General features: G+C 71.2%; 3 protein-coding genes. 2 read left to right on the top strand and 1 reads right to left on the bottom strand.

The annotated features are described in order from the left end of the window. Nucleotides 1–158 precede the first annotated feature (158 nt). On the bottom strand, nucleotides 159–674 hold the full coding sequence (locus tag Air01nite_RS40700) for a PaaI family thioesterase (protein WP_203708869.1): 516 nt from the start codon (nucleotides 672–674) through the stop codon (nucleotides 159–161). 112 nt (nucleotides 675–786) lie between these two features. Here Air01nite_RS40700 and Air01nite_RS40695 point away from each other — a divergent pair, with 112 nt between their 5' ends. Both Air01nite_RS40695 and Air01nite_RS40690 read left to right on the top strand, forming a co-directional pair. Beyond that, a complete protein-coding gene (locus tag Air01nite_RS40695; RefSeq protein WP_203708868.1) occupies nucleotides 787–1,266 on the top strand; it encodes a winged helix-turn-helix transcriptional regulator in 480 nt (159 codons plus the stop codon). Nucleotides 1,267–2,035: 769 nt separating this feature from the next. Then, complete coding sequence (locus tag Air01nite_RS40690) at nucleotides 2,036–3,625, top strand: MFS transporter (protein WP_203708866.1); 1,590 nt, start codon at nucleotides 2,036–2,038, stop codon at nucleotides 3,623–3,625. The last annotated feature ends 101 nt before the right edge of the window (nucleotides 3,626–3,726 follow it).

The following is a 3,726-nucleotide window of genomic DNA, read 5'->3' as shown; positions in this document are numbered from 1 at the left end:
GCCTTGCGGCCCGTCGGCCCTGACCCGGCAACCGCCTTGCGGCCCGTCGGCCCTCGCCCGACAACCGTCCCCGATCCGGAGGGCTGGAGGACCTCGACGCGTCGGTGTCGCTGCCGTCGGACCTCGGCCGGTGGTCACTCACCTGGTGCGTGCGGTGGTTATTGGGCTGCGGACGGGATTTCGAAGAGCAGGCAGGTTGAGGTTGCGTGAGCGACCAGCTTGCCTGCGGCGTCGGTCAGGCGGGCCTCGCCCAGGGCGGTGCGGCGGCCGCGCTGGATCACCGTGCCTACGCAGGTCAGCATTTCTGAGCCGACTGTGACCGGGCGCAGGTATTTGACCGAGAGGTCGACCGACGTGTAGCCGATGCCGGCCGGGAGTGTCGCGTGGACCGCGCAGCCGGCGGCCGTGTCCAGCAGCGTCGCGAGGATTCCGCCGTGCACCGAGCCGAGCGGGTTGTAGTGGAACTCCTTCGGTGGCATCTCGACGGTCACCCGGCCCTCCTCGACGGCCAGTCGGGTCACCCCGAGCAACTCCATCACCGGGGGCGGCGGCAGTTCGCCGGCGATCATGTCGCGGAGCAGGCTCAGCCCGCTGCTCTTGCCGATCAGCGCGGCGTTGGTCGCCGGGTCGGACCAGGAGAAGGTACGGCTGCGCTCCACCTGCGTCTGTGTCATGGACCCAGGGTTTCAGGCGCTTGCTGGGTCTGTCAACGAGACCTAGGGTTGGGAGGGTGAGTGAACGCAGTCGACCGGGATCTTGCTTCGCCGACCGAACGGAGGCGGCGGCATGAGCGTGCGGCCTGAGGCCCTTGAGTGGTCGATCGACAACTGCACCGTCGGCCGGGCGATGGAGATCCTCGGGGAGCGGTGGACGCTCGTCGTGCTGCGGGAGATCGCCAACGGGATCCGGCGGTTCGACGACATGCGGGTACGCACCAACATCCCGCGCCAGGTGCTGACCAACCGGCTGGCCATGCTGGTCGACAGCGGCGTGCTGCGGAAGGTGCCCTATCAGGAGCCGGGTGCGCGGATGCGCCACGAGTACCGGATGACCGACATGGGCTTCGACCTCTGGCCGGTGATGGTGGCGGTGCTCCAATGGGGCGACCGCTACCTGGCGGACCCGGAAGGCTCGCCACTGTCGGCGGTGCACCGCGACTGCGGCGCGGAGGTGCACTCTTACCTGCGCTGTGACGCCGGCCACGAGGTCGACAACCCACGGGACGTGCTCGCCCGCCCGGGTCCGGGCGCCCACCGCCGGTCTTGATCCTTCGCCCAGGGGCCAGGGTGAGCCCGGCGGGAGTGTTCTGTGTCAACCCCAGCGGCTGGGCTTGGGTGACGCGGACCGTCCGGTTCGCCGCGGCCCCGCTGGCTGCGGCATGGACCCCAACGGCGGGTGGTAGACGCCAGGATCAAGATCTCCAGATCCGACGCCCCAGTTCGCCGGCATCGCCGCCGCGGGCGCGTCTGAACCACAGCAGCCCAGCGCTGGAGCCGATCGCCCGACGCCCGCGACCAAAGCAACCAGGCCATCTCCACGGGCGGGTGCTGGCCATCTCCCGCGCGGTGGCCCCGGGCAATTCGGCGTGGCGAGCGCTTGCCGTCTGGTGCGGCGGACGTTGGTAATCGATTGCTGCTCCGGCAGCAGCCGGTTACCTAGATCTGTCGGTGACGGCCGGTCTCGTCGGCTGACGCCGGTTGCCGGGACTCGTCGGCCGTGCGGTGGCCGGGGCATTTCCGCGGGGTGGGCGCGGGCCGTATCGTGCGGCGGTCGTTGGTAATCGATCGCGGCTCCAGCAACAACCGATCACCAAGATCTGTCGCTGGCTGCCGAGCCCTGTCGGCTGACGCGGACGGCAGCCCTGCAGAAGACGCTGCAGCCTTTGTGGCGTCCTGCCTGACGGCGACCCGGCGCAGACCTGGCAGCGGAGCGCAGCGGAGCGGTGTCCGGCGGGAGCGGCGGTCCGGACCACCGCGGGCCCGGGCAAGGATTGATCGTCGGGTTCGGAGCTTTTGTTCCGGGTAGCGTGACCGACGTGGCGCCCGAGTCGTCCCCGCGCAGCGTTTCCGCGTGGGCGCCGTTGTCGGTGGCGACGTTTCGGTGGTTGTGGCTGGCGCTGCTGGCGTCCAACGTCGGCACGTGGATGCAGACCGTCGGCGCGCAGTGGCTGCTGGTCGACGCGCCCGGTGCCGACGCGTTGGTGTCGCTCGTGCAGACCGCCAGCATGTTGCCGATCGTGTTGCTCGCGTTGCCGTCGGGTGCGTTGGCGGACACGTTCGATCGGCGGCGGATGTTGCTGGCCGTGCAGATCGGACAGTTCGCCGTCGCGGTGCTGCTCGGCGTGTTGACCGCGGTCGACCATATGCCGCCGGCTTTGTTGTTGACGTTGACCTTCGTGCTCGGGGCCGGGCAGGCGTTGACCCTGCCCGCGTGGCAGTCGGTGATCCCGGAGTTGGTGCCGCGGGCGCAGTTGCCGTCCGCGTCGGCGCTCGGCGCGATCAGCCAGAACGTCGCCCGCGCGGTCGGGCCGGCGATCGCCGGTCTGGTCATCGCCTGGGTCGACGTGGCCGCGGTGTTCCTGCTCAATGCGCTGTCGTTCGTGGTGTTCGCGGCCGTGCTGCTCTGGTGGCGGCGGCCGCCGGACGACGATCTCGGGCCGCCGGAGCGGTTCGCGGCGGCGGTGCGGGCGGGCGGCCGGTACGTGCGGCATTCGGTGATCACCCGGCGGATCCTGCTGCGGGCGCTGCTGTTCCTGCTGCCGGGCAGCGCGGTCTGGGCCTTGCTGCCGTTGGTCGCGAGCCGGCGGTTGGGGCTGGGGCCGGGCGGCTACGGCCTCCTGCTGGCGGCGCTGGGCGTCGGCGCGGTCGTCGGTGCGGCGTTGGTCCCGCGGGTGCGGGCGCGGTACTCGCCGACGCGGCTCATGGTGTTCGCCGCCGTGTTGTTCGGTGCCGTGACGATCGTCGTGGGTCTCGTGCGGGTCGAGCTGGTGGTCGCGCTCGTGCTGCTGCCGGCCGGGGTCGCCTGGGTCACCGTGCTGTCCAACGTGAACGCGTCGTTGCAGTTGTTCCTGCCCAATTGGGTACGCGCCCGCGGGCTCGGCGCCTACCAGATCGTCTTCGCCGGCGGGCAGGGCGTCGGGGCGCTGGTCTGGGGTGTGCTGGCGCAGGCGACCAACCTGCCGGTCTCGCTGCTGGCGGCGGGTGTGTTGATGTTCGCCGGCGCCGCGACCGTGGTGTGGTGGCCGTTGCCGGACATCGCGGGACTGGACCGCTCGCCGACCTCGTACTGGCTGGAGCCGCACCTCGACGTCGAACCCGAGCCGTACGGCGGGCCGGTGCTGGTGGTCCTGCGCTACCAGGTGGCGCCGGAGAACGAGGTGGCGTTCCGGGCGGCGATGGACCGGGTGCGGCGTTCGCGGCGGCGCAGTGGGGCGGTCCGGTGGGGCCTGTTCCGGGAAGGTGAGCACATCGGCACGTTCGTCGAGGTCTATCAGGTGCCGTCCTGGGACGAGCACCGGCGGCAGCACGAGCATCGGCTCACCGGCGCCGACCAGGAGATCGAGGCGGCTGCCAGGGCGCTGGCGGCCGGGCCGCCGGAGGTGGCGCACCTGCTGCCGGCCGACTGATGCGGGACCACCCATAAAGCCGGCGCCTGAAAGGGGCGGGTCCCGTTGTCGGCGTAGGCCGGAAACCAGGATCTCCGGGCGGTGACAAAGGTGGAGCGCCC

This window comes from Asanoa iriomotensis, from assembly GCF_016862515.1.
GTDB lineage: Bacteria > Actinomycetota > Actinomycetes > Mycobacteriales > Micromonosporaceae > Asanoa > Asanoa iriomotensis.
This window is presented reverse-complemented; position numbering and strand designations above follow the sequence as displayed.